This window comes from Flavobacterium azizsancarii (assembly GCF_027980145.1).
Taxonomy (GTDB): Bacteria; Bacteroidota; Bacteroidia; order Flavobacteriales; family Flavobacteriaceae; genus Flavobacterium; species Flavobacterium azizsancarii.
On sequence record NZ_JAMZNK010000049.1, the window covers coordinates 1 to 13,040 of the forward strand.

At 32.5% G+C, this 13,040-nt stretch carries 15 protein-coding genes; 7 read left to right on the forward strand and 8 right to left on the reverse strand.

Going from position 1 to position 13,040, the window contains the following annotated elements; translation table 11 throughout:
- Nucleotides 1–150: 150 nt before the first annotated feature.
- The 5 genes from NJT12_RS20695 to NJT12_RS20715 all read right to left on the reverse strand — a co-directional run bounded on the left by NJT12_RS20695 (nucleotide 151) and on the right by NJT12_RS20715 (nucleotide 3,825).
- Nucleotides 151–468, reverse strand: coding sequence for a hypothetical protein (locus tag NJT12_RS20695; protein ID WP_271337892.1), 318 nt, complete (start codon nucleotides 466–468; stop codon nucleotides 151–153).
- Nucleotides 469–648: 180 nt separating this feature from the next.
- On the reverse strand, nucleotides 649–1,203 hold the full coding sequence (locus tag NJT12_RS20700) for a hypothetical protein (protein WP_271337894.1): 555 nt from the start codon (nucleotides 1,201–1,203) through the stop codon (nucleotides 649–651).
- 258 nt (nucleotides 1,204–1,461) lie between these two features.
- On the reverse strand, nucleotides 1,462–1,923 hold the full coding sequence (locus tag NJT12_RS20705; protein ID WP_271337896.1) for a hypothetical protein: 462 nt from the start codon (nucleotides 1,921–1,923) through the stop codon (nucleotides 1,462–1,464).
- A gap of 509 nt (nucleotides 1,924–2,432) precedes the next feature.
- The gene (locus NJT12_RS20710; protein ID WP_271337898.1) at nucleotides 2,433–2,900 is read right to left on the reverse strand and encodes a hypothetical protein; all 468 of its coding nucleotides are present in this window, start codon (nucleotides 2,898–2,900) and stop codon (nucleotides 2,433–2,435) included.
- Between the two features lie 28 nt (nucleotides 2,901–2,928).
- On the reverse strand, nucleotides 2,929–3,825 hold the full coding sequence (locus tag NJT12_RS20715; RefSeq protein ID WP_271337900.1) for an XAC2610-related protein: 897 nt from the start codon (nucleotides 3,823–3,825) through the stop codon (nucleotides 2,929–2,931).
- Nucleotides 3,826–4,002: 177 nt separating this feature from the next.
- Between NJT12_RS20715 and NJT12_RS20720 the strand changes: the two genes are divergently transcribed.
- On the forward strand, nucleotides 4,003–4,593 hold the full coding sequence (locus NJT12_RS20720) for a DUF4142 domain-containing protein (RefSeq protein WP_271337903.1): 591 nt from the start codon (nucleotides 4,003–4,005) through the stop codon (nucleotides 4,591–4,593).
- Between the two features lie 219 nt (nucleotides 4,594–4,812).
- On the opposite strand, the gene NJT12_RS20725 is transcribed toward NJT12_RS20720, so the two are convergent.
- The 3 genes from NJT12_RS20725 to NJT12_RS20735 form a co-directional block, all read right to left on the reverse strand.
- The gene (locus tag NJT12_RS20725; RefSeq protein WP_271337905.1) at nucleotides 4,813–6,210 is read right to left on the reverse strand and encodes an amidohydrolase; all 1,398 of its coding nucleotides are present in this window, start codon (nucleotides 6,208–6,210) and stop codon (nucleotides 4,813–4,815) included.
- Nucleotides 6,211–6,347: 137 nt separating this feature from the next.
- The gene (locus NJT12_RS20730) at nucleotides 6,348–7,220 is read right to left on the reverse strand and encodes a helix-turn-helix domain-containing protein (protein WP_271337907.1); all 873 of its coding nucleotides are present in this window, start codon (nucleotides 7,218–7,220) and stop codon (nucleotides 6,348–6,350) included.
- Nucleotides 7,221–7,751: 531 nt separating this feature from the next.
- Nucleotides 7,752–8,474: a LexA family transcriptional regulator gene (locus tag NJT12_RS20735; protein WP_271337909.1), complete on the reverse strand. Its 723-nt coding sequence runs from the start codon at nucleotides 8,472–8,474 to the stop codon at nucleotides 7,752–7,754.
- A 142-nt stretch (nucleotides 8,475–8,616) separates the two neighbouring features.
- Between NJT12_RS20735 and NJT12_RS20740 the strand changes: the two genes are divergently transcribed.
- The 6 genes from NJT12_RS20740 to NJT12_RS20765 all read left to right on the forward strand — a co-directional run bounded on the left by NJT12_RS20740 (nucleotide 8,617) and on the right by NJT12_RS20765 (nucleotide 13,027).
- On the forward strand, nucleotides 8,617–8,790 hold the full coding sequence (locus NJT12_RS20740) for a hypothetical protein (RefSeq protein ID WP_271337911.1): 174 nt from the start codon (nucleotides 8,617–8,619) through the stop codon (nucleotides 8,788–8,790).
- A gap of 86 nt (nucleotides 8,791–8,876) precedes the next feature.
- Nucleotides 8,877–10,874 carry a hypothetical protein gene (locus NJT12_RS20745; protein WP_271337913.1) on the forward strand — a complete coding sequence of 666 codons (1,998 nt, stop codon included), beginning with the start codon at nucleotides 8,877–8,879 and terminating at the stop codon, nucleotides 10,872–10,874.
- Nucleotides 10,875–10,892: 18 nt separating this feature from the next.
- A complete protein-coding gene (locus NJT12_RS20750; protein ID WP_271337915.1) occupies nucleotides 10,893–11,738 on the forward strand; it encodes an AAA family ATPase in 846 nt (281 codons plus the stop codon).
- A 1-nt stretch (nucleotide 11,739) separates the two neighbouring features.
- Entirely contained in the window at nucleotides 11,740–12,384 is a 645-nt protein-coding gene (locus NJT12_RS20755) for a P-loop NTPase family protein (protein ID WP_271337917.1), read from the forward strand.
- A 1-nt stretch (nucleotide 12,385) separates the two neighbouring features.
- Nucleotides 12,386–12,766, forward strand: a complete 381-nt coding sequence (locus tag NJT12_RS20760; protein ID WP_271337919.1) for a hypothetical protein — start codon at nucleotides 12,386–12,388, stop codon at nucleotides 12,764–12,766.
- Nucleotides 12,767–12,769: 3 nt separating this feature from the next.
- The gene (locus NJT12_RS20765; protein WP_271337920.1) at nucleotides 12,770–13,027 is read left to right on the forward strand and encodes a hypothetical protein; all 258 of its coding nucleotides are present in this window, start codon (nucleotides 12,770–12,772) and stop codon (nucleotides 13,025–13,027) included.
- The last annotated feature ends 13 nt before the right edge of the window (nucleotides 13,028–13,040 follow it).

Consider the following 13,040-nt stretch of genomic DNA (forward strand, 5'->3'; position numbering starts at 1 on the left):
TCGTAATAATAAACGGGAAGCAGGTAAATACAGAACTAGAGTAAGACCTTTAGTGCTTAAAAATCAAAAAGATGCGATATGAAATTTTCTTAACTTAATGACATTGCGCTCTCGCCAGCAGTTTATTAAAATCCTAGTAGTTGAAAAGTATTACATCAATTTATTAATTTTTGCAACTAATTTTTCTTTGATCAAATCAAATTCAGAATCTCTTTCTGATGTGTATAAATATAATATCAATCTGGCATTACTGTCTACAGAACGACTAATATCCGGAAAACTGTTATTAATGAATTGCGTACTTTGAGAACTATAACCATTATAGGATTTATCAATAAATAGTTCCTTAGATTTTGATGTCCAATCATCAATATTAATCAGATCTATTTCGTTTTGATAATCTGTTAACGCTTTATTTATAATTCCATCAATTTTACCTTTCTCTTTTTTAAAATCTATATTAATCATTCCTCACTATTTTGGTTATTAAATGTTTAGTTTTTTATAAATATATAATATTGGCCAAAACGTTTGATATAATTTTTGAAAATTCTTTGAGATTAGGCTATTACTACAAATAAAATTTGCTTTTTTTAGATAGGACAAGACAGAAAATCCGAAACCTTATTCTTTCTTATTTTTTATTATTTATCTATGTTTTCCTAAAATTGGTTTTAATTCCTTTGCTAATTGATTTTCTAAAACTTCCATTAAATTTATCATTTCAGGTTCAAATTCAAAAACTGTAACTTTAATATTTAAGCCAAGCTCTTTAGTCCAGTAAAACAATTGTAATCCCTGAGTCCTATTTACTTTATAGAATCCTAAATGTTGAATAAGTCTTCCCCAAAAATGACGTTTAACTTTTCCAACGTAAAGTACTTTACTTTCTGGAACATTTTTTTTTATTGCAGGAATCGCTTTAGAATTTTCAGTAGCTGAATATTCCTTAATTTTACTAATTATTTCAGAAGTCAAATTTTGTGATGTAATCTCGAAAAAATACAAACAAGGACCTTCAAGTTTTTTTAACTCTTTGTATAATTCTTTATGTTTTTCAGACTCTCTAATATCAACATGATTATAGTCTTCTAATTCTGAGCAATTAATCTCGAATTCCATTTTCTGCGAAGGTCCATTATTTGAAACATTAAGTAACGGAACAACCGCATTTCTACTTATTTCTTTAATTGTATTTTCCATAATTTTATTATTTCTATTCTATATAATTAAAATTTTACATTTTATCTGCCAGAGAACAAATATTATTTTTTAATAATTATATATTTTACGGAAAACCATATTTTAAATTAGGATGTTAATCTATTTTACGATTAAATGTAAATATGTAAACTTTTTTCAGGACAAGACATGATTGTATTCACAAGCAAGAACTTGCGCTCGCAACGGAAACTCAGTAAGTACTTGAAATCTTTTAACGTGGAGGTAATTTATTAAATTTTAATCTTCAAAACCTGCTCTATTTTTAATAGTCATTATGATCTCCTTATAATTTTCATAATGATCTGGCGAAATGATTATATTCTCCTTATTATCGAGGATCAGTGTACTAAAATAAAAACCATCAGATATAGCAGCTCCTCCCCTGTTTTGAAGTTTAATTTTTCCTTTCTTGATCATATAAATAGTTTCAAAAGGAATAAATTTCTTTTGACCTGTAATTGCCATTGTTTTTTCGATTCCGGTTTCGGTAATCGTTAATTTACAAATTTTAAAAAGGTCTGGTGATGCATAAATTAAAAATGCAAATACCATAAAAACTATAACCGTAAGAGGATTTATTGCCGACTCTTTATTCCCCAAAAAAGCATATAAAATATAGATTAAGGTTATAATGAAAAGCAGACAACCAAATATTATTCTTCTTCCTAATGCTTTTCTAAATTCTGAGTTAATTTGCATGTTATTTTTTTATTGTAATGTTTTTTGTTCTTAATAATTGATTAATTATTTTCTTTAAAATATAATAACGTTTTACAGCTTTATGTTTTGATCAATTATGTATTTCCTCATGCGCATAAAGACTCTAATACTGAGATCATCTTTAGCTCCAACTCATATTAATTGAAACTGTATCTTGTTTAATTTTTACTCTTCCTCCATAAGAATTAATTTCTCCAGGATGAATTTCATAAGTCCTAAATGTTTAATTGAATCTTTGGAATGTTGTTTTTTAATCGTTTACTTTTACGTATCCATTGTTCTATTTCAGATTTCGAACTTGTAAATTCAATTATATACTGTTTTGTAAAAGAACTTCCGTGCTTTTCAATATTAATAATTTTAGCATTTTTAGGAATTTCTTTTAAGCCCCCAAAGTAAAGCAGACTTAATAGCCTCTTCTTTTTTTTACTATTTTCATGAATCTTTAAGGTTGGTTTTTTAGTTGGTTTTGTCAAATTATGGTGCAATCAACCATAACAACCAAAATTTAAGCTTTGCATTCTTCCTCCTTTTGCTTCTCCAACTAAAATAATAGTTTTGTCTCGCAAAATTTTGCTTTTACTTCTAATTAATTCTTTTAGGTTTAAAGTTTTACAATCCTTTGAATAAATAAGTGATTCTGAGTCAACTTTATAAGTTCTTATTTTTGGGTTTTCATTAATAACGACTCTTTCATCGACATTTTTAAATTTTATCTGAACAAAATCAAGATCAATAAACACCTCACCATTTATTTCGTAAATATTTTTTACTAAAGCATTTATTTCGTCTTTGTCATCTCCTAAAACAATTTTAGCTGAAGATTTTGAGCTTTTCTTTTCTGTTACTGACTCTGTTTTTATCAGATTCTCTTTAGCATTACTTTGGTCTTCCTTTATCTGGTTACAGGAAAAAAAGAAAATAAAAGCGAAATACATCAATACATTTCTTCTCATGAATTTTGTTATATATATTAAAATAAACTTAATCGCATTTTACCTTTTTATAATCCCCCGTTTTGTCATCGTATTCAAGGCAGGTTTGTTTTATTAAAACCATCTTATCATTTACCACTTTATACTGTGCAGTAGTAACACTTCGACCTGCACAACACTGATTACGCTCTTCAATTCTTTTGGTTTTACTGTCAAACTGTAATGAAGTACCACTAAAACTGCTTTCGAAATATTTGCCAGTCTTTGGGTTATATAAAAAATATAATCTTGAAGTATTAGGCCCCGCATAACTTGATTCGAAGACAGAGAAATCTTCGATACCATCGAAGTTATAATCTCCGGTACTTATATTCTTTAGTCCCCAAAGCTCGCATTCTAAAGCAATTTGCTGAATTAGCTTGTCGGTCTTTTTCTCCAGAATTTTAACTCCGGTTACTTTCGCATATCCACCTTTAGTTTTCGAAATAATGAGCTTAAAGTATTTACCTTTTAAAGAAACCGGTTGCAAAATTTCTATGTTTTTCCATTCTGCTGCATCTCCATATTCAACTTCGAATGTTTTTGATAAAGTAATCTTAAGCTCTTTTTTTGTATTCAGATCCGTCCATACCCCTTCTAACTTCTTGCTTTTGGGATTAAAATTTTCAAAAGTTATTTTAGCAGTGTTCTTGCTTGTTTTATCTTTTTCATAGAACGTTAATACTTTCTGCTTTAAAATTCCCTCTATTTCGATAGGAGTATCATAATTAGAATAGGCATAAATGGCATTTCCTGATCCCTCGGAGTTAAGATCTGTTATAAATTCTATTGGATACTTATCTATAAATCCTGTATAAGATATTTGAGCAGCTAAGTCAAGGGAAACTAAAAAAAGTAACGCTGTCAAAATTTTCTGCGTGACGTTGGGGTTTATTACAACATTCATATAATGTCAGGTTCGTTTTATATTGGCTTCATTATTTAGCATTGCGAATATAATACTATTTGTATTATATATTAATTTTTCATAAATCCAAATCATATAACATTATTCAAAAATCCTGTAAGGCGTTCTTCACACAATCTGAATAATTTTACATTATAACATTTAAACTATTAAATCATGAAAAAACTACTATTAGCCGGAAAAGTAATTTTAGGAGCAGGATTATTATTAATATCCTTGAATTCTTGTAAAAATGAAACAAAACAAGAAGATCCAAAAGAAGTTGCAGAAGATGCAAACGAAGAAAAATTCGACACTATTAATAATAAAGAAGATGACTCTCAATTTTTAGTAGATCAAGCGGAAGTAAATCTTGCTGAAATCGAAATTGGAAAACTGGCGCAAACAAAAAGTACAAATCCTGAGGTTAAGAAATTTGGAAAAATGCTTGTTGATGAGCATACCAAATCAGCTTCTGAAGTAAGTGCTTTGGCAAAAACTAAAAACTTCACTTTACCTACTTCGATTACCGAAGATGGAAAAGAGGAATACAACAAACTAAACGAAAAATCTGGTCTTGACTTTGATAAAAAGTTCGCTGATATGATGATCGACGGACACGAAAAAGCAATTGACAAATTGCAAAAAGCAGCTAAAGATGCAAAAGATCAAGATGTTAAGCTTTGGGCATCAAATAGTATAGCACCGCTAACAGCTCATTTGGAGCATGCGAAATTGCTAAAACAAGACTTAGATAAAAAGAAATAAATTTAATTGGTTATTATTTATTTTCAAAAAAACCCCTTAAGAGTTGAATTGCTTAAGGGGTTTTTCTTTTTTAGGTTCTGAGGTGCTAAGTTGCTAAGGGACAAAGTTTTTTACAGGACGCATTTGTTATGCGTCTTTTTAGATTTTAATAACAACGTAGGATGGATTAAAATCCATCCCTATAATATGTTTAGTTCCTCCGGAACTGCTGGATAAATTTTAATACAACGCATTCAACCTTTGAACCTTTGCACCTATGAACCCTATTGCGCCAGCAATAATTTTTCCTTTATAAAAAACGCCTTCTCTTTTAGGCAAACGCGCAACGGCTTCGGCAGAACAGCTTGCTTTTACCAGAATAAAGTTAGCTTCGTTGTCAACTGCTGGCCAAACTCGTACTCCTGAATCATTAAGTGGCAAAATTTCATCTTTTGTTGCAATGTGCAAAGCTCTGCTTAAATTGTATTCGTCTGTCCAGCCATATAATTGTGCGCATAATTTTGCTTTTTCGAGCATATCGCACGTCCCAAAAGGCTGCCAGTGATCGACAATACTATCTGTTCCTGTCATGAGTTTTACACCGTACTTTTTCAAGGTTGGAATTGGCATTATGGTTTTCCCAATCGGAATTCCGGAGACTACTCCTATTCCCAGATTTGCCATTTGCTCCGCTATTTTTTCCAGATCTTTCGTATCCATTTTGGCAAGAGCAAAACCGTGACTTATATAAGTCTTTCCTTGAAGTTGTTTATTTTCTTCGGTTTTTTTAATGATATATTCAATCGCAGATTTCCCTGATGGTAGAGATTCATGCAAATGAATATCAATTCCTTTATTCGTATCGATTGCAATTTGAAACATAGTATCTAATGATTTCTCCATATTACCATCGACATTGGTTGGATCAAGTCCGCCAATAAAATCAATTCCCATACTGGCTGATTCCCTTAATAGAGATTCAGATTGCGAGTACAAGATTCCGTGTTGCGGGAAAGCTACAATTTCCCACCCAAAACTATCTTTGTTTTTATCTAATGCGGCAAGTAAATGTTCTAAACTCTTCAATCCGCTTACAGGATCTATATTGCATTGACAACGTGCAAAATAACTTCCCTGACTTTGCATGAGTTTAATAGCCTCTTCTGCTTTATACTGAGAATCGGGTAATAATTGCGGAATCAACTTTTGCTCCAGTGTAATCATATCTTTTACCGTATATCCTTTTCTTGGCGCTGCATTCCAGGTCCCGTTTCCATAATAGGTTTTATCAATATGAATGTGCATATCACGCAATCCCGGAAGCATCAAAAGTCCTTTGGCGTCAACTGTTTTCAACTTCAAAGCAGACTTTCCTGTCGTGATACTTTTAATTTTTCCATTGGCAATATGAATTGTATAAAGCGCTGTTTTAGTAGCAATAACTTCATTTTTTTCGTTGTATTCAAAACCATCTTCTAATCGCACATTAATCAAAAGATATTCGTTTAAAGCTGTTTTATTTTCTTGTGGCAATACTTGCGCAACTGCATTGCCGCCAATTCCTGAAAACAAAGCTGCGCCGGTTGCGGCGGCTCCTAATCCTAAGAATTTTTTTCTGCTAATTTTATGCTCTTCCATAAATTATATTTTACCTTCTTTGAGTTTGTTATGTGTTTTTGCAATACCATTCTAATAAAATTAGAATATATTACATTGCAAAAATCGTTATAAACTTAAAACAGGAACGGTAATATTGCGGATAAGGATGGTAAAAATTATAACTTTTTGAAATCACCGGGAGTTTTTCCTGTATATTTTTTAAATACTTTAGTAAAATAGGTATTATCATTAAATCCAAGCTGATAGCCAATTTCCTTAATAGATAAATGGGTACTGGTTAGTAACCGTTTGGCTTCGAGAATGGTTCTTTGTTTTATCACATCGCTTGCTGGTATCTTTAAATATTTCTGCGAAAGAATATTAAGGTAATTAGGTGTAATATTTAATTTGTCAGCATAGAAATTCACTGATGATTCCACATTATAATGATCATCAATTAAAGCATGAAATCCTTTTATTATTTTCTGCGGTTTGGTCGAAGAATCGTGTTCCGGAAATTGAACCAAATATTCTTTTTGCAATAATTTCAGCAGTAAATGCAAACGCAGTAAAACTATTTCTCTGTTTAGCAAATCATTATCAGAAAGTACTACTTCTATTTCATGTAAATGATCTTTAAATTCCTCGAATTCTTTTTGAGTTAAAGAGATACAAGACGGAACACTTTGCTCAAAAAATGGAAATGCTCCTAAATTCGAAAAAATAGTAATTACATCTGCCGAAACCATTAATTGAAACCCTGAAGTATCAACATCGAGCGACCAGTTATGTACCTGACCGGGCCTTATAAAATAAACCTGATAATCGTTTACTTGATATTGTGTAAAATCGACATTATGAACACCTGAGCCTTTCTCTACAAAAAACACAAGATAAAAGTCGTGTTTATGAGGCTGTTCGAATTCGTTTCGTCCCTTGACACTATGGCGAAATAAGGTAATACCTAAAGTTTCTTCTCCAAGTATATTGCCAACGGATAAAATAGGAATCGAATGTTTTTGCAAAGAAAAAAGTGGTTGATTGTTCACTTTCAAAATTTATAGGGCATTAAATAAAATGTACAATATATACTAATATAAAAAAGGTCGAAAAAGCCAATAAAATCAATACCTAAGAGCTAAAAAGATCGAAAAAAGGTGAAATTTAAATTGTACAATTATGTACCATTAAGTATCATTTATGTACCATTTTTAAAGAGTTTAATGTACCATTTAAGACACGAACTACTGTATAGTCGGTAAACATACGCTAAGTCCTTATTTATAAGCCTTAAAGTCTCAATTTTAGAATAAAGCTTGCCGATTATGGAGGGCTTTTTTTATAAGTAAAAATCAAAGTAAACAAAAAAAAGATAGTTAGGTAAAAAAGCATTAGGTAGTCAAATAGATGGTCAAATAGATGGTCAAAATTTGGTTAAATATTTACTTGAATAGTAATTGAAAATACACAAAAAAGGAACTTTGTATTTAAAACCACTCTGAGTTAGGGGGTTTAAATACATTGTAAAAAAAACAGAATTGTATTTCAATACGTTGAAAAACAGCAATTTATACTGTTTTTTAAGTTCTGTTTGTATGTATAACGGTAGTACTTTGGTTTCTTTTTACATTTCCTAACACTTGGTAGAGTCTTGTAACATCGTCAATATGCACATCGAATGGCTCATGTATTAATCGCCCGGAACTCTCATATTTTTCTTCATTCACAGAACAGGCCAACCAATTTTGTGGGATGTCACTTTTTTGAAGGCGCTTAATAACCCTGTACTCTGTTGTTTCTATTAAATAATCCTGACCATAAACAACTAAACGTTTATTCTTTACCTCTCTTAAAGCAGCAATACTTCCAGATTTATATTCAGGATACATACTATCTCCGTGAACGCGCATTGCTGCGGTTGCATCACGAAACCAGTCACCGGCGTCAATCATTTCTGCTGGTTGATGCTGTGTTGCATCCATTATTGCTATCTCTTGCATACCTGCTGTAACAACTCCATCATAAAATGGGATAAGTTTTTTGTCTTCACGATTACTTAACAAGTTAGAAGTGCTTTTAAGCATTGTACCTTTTAAATCGGTAATCCAAACTTTGTTTATATTTTCATTCGCATTACATAATGTTTCAATAAACTTAGTTGAAAGTGGTACTTTTTCGTTTATTATTTGTGAAAAAGAAGACTTAGAGTAGCCTAGTTTTTTAGCTAAATCAGCATCATTGTCCGCAAATCCATCAAAAATAAGCCATTTACTTAACTTCTTAACTCGTTCTATCTTAGTCATTTACAATATTATTTTCAATTTAATATGAACAAAGTTTATATTTTTACGGAAAAGCATAAACTTTGTTTATATATTTGTAAAACAAAATACAGAATACAAGTTTCAAAACACAGTTTCAAAACATAGTATAAAACGCAAAGATATGAAAATAAGAATCGCTCCCGAGTTTAAAACTCAAATGGCAAAAGAATTTAATACAAGTAAGCAAAATGTAAAAACTGCACTTGACTATTACAACAACTCAGAGCTTGCAAAGAAGGTTCGCGCTCGGGCAAAAGAGTTGTTGTTGTCAGAAGCTAATAATGTAACTATATAAAATATAGAAAATCCTACCGAGTGGCACACTCCCGGTTTCGAGTACCGGGCGGGAGCAAAAAAGACCATTTAAACACCGTTTAAAGTATGTACGAATATCACAAAAATACACTATCGATACCCGCTAAACTTCTATATGAAGATTGGGGATTGATTACTTATAACAATTATCAAAATTTATGCAAACGTGGAAAGTTAGTACGTACCAAAGAAGGTCGGGGACCGGGTAACGAACCGTTTGTAAGTTTTCACGATTTGCCGGTTCACCAGGGCGTTGACTTTAAAAAATTATGCATTGAAGGTCTTGGAGAACCTAAAGAGGTTCTGGTTAGAAATAAGTTAGAAAACTATATTGTTCCCGACGTAAAAGCAATAAGGTTTTTCGCTGAACACCGCAAACCAAACGGTCGACCATTATCCGATGAAGACCAACGAGAAAAAGCCACAAGCGTAATGATTTTAAATGGTATTCGAATGCTATTTAGTGATCCAAAATTGAAAAGAAAAGCTTTTGGGACAAAAACAAGTATGATTTGGGATGAAGTAAGCATTGCTGTTAACGGGCTCAACAGTAATAAAGAGAAACCAAAATGGATTTTTTCTTTACCCGGAAATCCTCGCAGGCTAAAAGCAAAATACGAGAACTATTTAAAAGATGGTTATGAAGTTTTTCTTCATAAAGGCGAAGGTCAAAAGAACGCTCAAATCATAAAAGATGAAATCGCTGATTTTATCCTGGCTAAATATTGTCTTCCGATTAAAATGTCTATTCCAGAAGTACTAAATGCTTATGATGTGGAAGCCGAAAAACGTAACTGGAAAAGTTTGACTGAGGCAGCGATTTATAATTGGCTTTATCAACCGGAAAGAGAACGTATTTGGACATTAGCTCGCCATGGATTGTCTGCCTATAATAAAAAATACAAACACACCATCACCAGAGATCGAAGCGATTGGTTCCCAAATGCTTATTGGGCAATCGACGGAACAAAACTTGACTGGATACACTATTGGGATGACAGCACTAATAAAATGGGTGCAAAACTTAAAATTGATGTGATGTTTGATGTTTACAGCGAAAAAATAATTGGTTGGGACTTATCATTTACTGAAAGTCATATTGAACACTTCAAAGCAATCAAAATGGCCGTAAATGAGGCGCAATGTAGACCATATTATCTAACGTATGACCATCAGGGAGGGCATAAAATGGACAGGATGCAAACGTTATACGATTCTTTAATGGCTATCGAAGGACAGGGAACGCATCACCCAAATAAAGCCCGAAATCACTCCAACCCGTCAGAACAACTGTTTGCACGTTTTCAACAGCAAGTTATTACAAATTTTTGGTTTTCAGATGGTCAAGGCGTAACGGTAAAGCGTGAAGACAACAAAATGAATACTGATTTTATCCTGGAAAATAAAGCAAATCTTAAAACGGTTGAAGAATTGCAAAAAGCGTGGTTAGCAGCAGTAAATATTTGGAACACTAAAAAGCATCCGCATTTTGAAATGAGCCGCAATGAAGTTTATCAACATGAAATGCCAATGAAAGAGCCGTTAACGCTTTGGGATATTATGGATAAAATGTGGATTGAAGAAACAAAAAGATTAGTAACCTATAAAGGTTCAGGGATCAATGTTAATATATCAGGAGTAGATTATGAGTTTGAAGTCTACAATAGTAAAGGCGAAGTCGATAGCGATTTTAGATATAAAAACATCGGAAAGAAATTCAAAGTACGATATGATCCTGATTTTCTTGATGGATATGTACAGCTCTACACTAAAGATGAAAAAGATAATTATGTATGGATAGCCAACGCAGAACCTAAAAGGAAACATCAAAATATACCCGCTTTAATGAAAGAAGGTGACAAAGAAAAATGGTTCGCGGATATGCAGGTACGAAAATTAGAATTAGAACGTACTCAAAGAGAATTAAAGGCATTAGAAGACCGCACAGGAATTAATAGGCAGACATTGATAGAAGATACCGATTTGCTTATAAAAATGGGTGGAAATATCACCAAAATGGAACAATTGATTACCGAAGCAATAGACAACGAATACGATTTTTAACTAAACCCAAATCTAAAAATGACAACAGAACAAAAACACCAGATAGTAAAAGAAATTAAACACTTGTGCGCTTTAACCTCTCAAAATAAAGTTGCAACAAAAGCGGGTGTTTCATCGGCTACCATTAGCCAAATGATAAATGAGAACTGGACTTTGATTAAAGATGAAATGTGGCGCAAAGTAAAAGTCAAGCTCCGCATTGAGTTGGATTGGAAAACAGCCAAAACCAGCAATTTAGAATATATATACCGTCATGCTGAAAAGGCAAAAGAAAAATCGATCAGCTTCGGAATTTCCTACGATGCGGGAGCGGGGAAAAGTCAAGCCTACAAATTAATAGCAAACACATTACCAAATGTGATTTATATAGAATGTAAAACTTTTTGGAAGTCCAAAAGTTATGCAAAAGCACTGGTTACAGCTTGTGGATTAGATGATTTTGGAACTACCGAAGATTTAGTAGAGCGCTTTATAGATCATTTAACAGGTTTGGATAAACCATTAGTGATCATTGACCAAATGGATAAACAAAAAGATGGTTCAATGGATTTCTTTATCGACTTCTATAATGATTTAGCCGGGCATTGTGGTTTTCTTCTTTCAGGAGTTCCGGCGCTAGAAAAGAGAATCAAACGAGGTGTAAAAGCCGATCGCTCGGGGTACTTTGAATTATGGTCAAGAATCGGAAGGAAGTTTTTAAAACTTAAACCGCTAACAATAACAGACGTAACGGCTATTTGTGTTGAAAACGGATTAACTGATACTGAAAGAATCGAAACTATTTTCTGCAATTGTGAAGGTGATTTAAGAAGGGTAAAACAAGATGTTGAAAGCTATTTTCTAAATCAAAAAAAGGCGGCGTAAAATGATAAAAGTTCCCAGAGCATACAGCTACGAAGACATTGAAAGGATAAAATTTAAAACCATAAAATTAGATAGTGAATGGCAGCAGCATTTAGGCGAACCGCAATTAGGAAATAGTCATTGGCTTGTTTATGGCGGATCAGGGCAAGGGAAAACCTCTTATGTGTTGCAAGTGATTAAGCAAATATGCATGAACTCTCAAAAATCACATTACAATACCTCAGAAGAGGGAATGAAAAAAGGTTTTCAAATGGCGCTCAAACGAAATAATATGAAAGGCGTTCCCGGATTCAATTATCATCAAGAAAATGTGACGCAGTTGACGGCACGTTTAAGCCGACAGCGTCAGGCCAAAATAGTAGTAATTGATTCAGTTCAATACTTCTTTCGAAAAATGAGAACAGAGCATTATTTTGATTTTATAAGCAAGTTTCAAGACACAACATTTATCTGGATAAGTGGCGCAGATGGTGAAAAACCAAAAGGACAAATAGCTAATGATATATACTTTGATGCTGACCTAGTAATTAAAGTAAAAAATTATCAGGCAATAGTTGAGAAAAACAGATTTGAAGCGTATGAACCCAGAATAATTTGGCAACAAGGATATAACGAAAAGCATTTTAAACTATTAGAACAGGGATAATATGAAAACAAATATATTAGAATCAGCAACAGATTATTTAATGAGCCAATTAAAGGTTTGTGAAACCAAGGAAGATCTAATTCTTGCTTTTTGGTTTTACTGGGTCGAAAGTGTTACAACCAATTCAGTCGAATTTGCAAAAGTAGTTGCATGCGCACCCGTCAATAAGTGGTTTATGCAAGAACTAAAAAAAGATGAAAGCGACTTTAGAGATTTTATTTCGATTTATCCAGACACCAACGGAAACGATAAAGACTGGCTTTACTGCAAATGCATCAGCAAATTGATGTCCAGATTTCCAAAGGTATTACTATACGAAGCAAAAAAACAAGAGCAAAAACAAAATTTTAGAACACCAATGTCTATTACAAAATTAAACTAGCCTATGAGAAGCTATTTACCTAACAACCGCCATATAATTTTAGACCTCGTTTTACAGTACGATACAACAAAAAAGGAAATCGGCAAAGCTGGGTTCTTCACAGAAACACAACGCTTATCAATCAATCAGGAACGCGCAAAAATAATGAGTGGCAATCATAGTTTCAAACAAAATGAGGCACTTGAAACACAAATAGCCCTAGTCATTTCAAAAATACGCTCAGACTCTTGGATACCGGAAAAAGCAATTCAATATCAATAAAAATAAAATACAA